This is a genomic window from Streptococcus lactarius (genome assembly GCF_016642265.1).
GTDB lineage: Bacteria > Bacillota > Bacilli > Lactobacillales > Streptococcaceae > Streptococcus > Streptococcus lactarius.
Genome location: NZ_MRXX01000013.1, coordinates 27,563 through 28,253, shown reverse-complemented (window position 1 = coordinate 28,253; position 691 = coordinate 27,563). Strand labels below are relative to the sequence as shown.

The following is a 691-nucleotide window of genomic DNA, read 5'->3' as shown; positions in this document are numbered from 1 at the left end:
TTTGTCCCAGTCTCTTTTTAACTGCCTTTGTAGACTGTTTTTCTCCAAAGGACCTAAAACCTGAATGATGTGATCCTGAATTTGGATCCGCCCTTTAAAATTTTTTTTTGAAGGGAACACAAGTGTTTGACAGAAAGATGAAATCTTGGTAGAATAAGAAGGTCGATCAGACAACTAACTCTTTCTTGGTAGCAGGCCATGCCAAACCTGCCACTCGGATAGAGCATAAAGAAAAGGAGCTTATCATGGCAATCTCAAAAGAGAAAAAAAATGAAATCATTGCACAATACGCACGTCACGAAGGTGACACTGGTTCAGTAGAAGTACAAGTTGCTGTCCTTACTTGGGAAATCAACCACTTGAACGAACACATCAAAGAACACAAAAAAGACCACGCTACTTACCGTGGTTTGATGAAGAAAATCGGTCGCCGTCGTAACTTGTTGGCCTACCTTCGTACAAACGATGTTAACCGTTACCGTGAGTTGATCAACTCTCTTGGACTTCGTCGTTAATCTGCTCTATTTTCCACTTACGCTGCGTTGTCACCTTGCCTCGATATACTCAAGTATAATCTTCGGCTAGGGTTCCTAGCATCGTAAGGTAAAATAGACCAGATTCATCTCCCTTCGGGGAGATTTTTTGTTTTGGCTAGGATTTTAGCCCGAGCTCAAAAAAGAGGCTGGGACAA

Annotated in this window: 1 protein-coding gene; it reads left to right on the top strand. The window is 41.8% G+C overall.

Features of this window, described 5'->3' with window-relative positions; translation table 11 throughout:
• The first annotated feature begins 245 nt into the window (after nt 1-245).
• Complete coding sequence (gene rpsO, locus BTU61_RS08800) at nt 246-515, top strand: 30S ribosomal protein S15 (protein WP_187540975.1); 270 nt, start codon at nt 246-248, stop codon at nt 513-515.
• Nucleotides 516-691 lie beyond the last annotated feature (176 nt).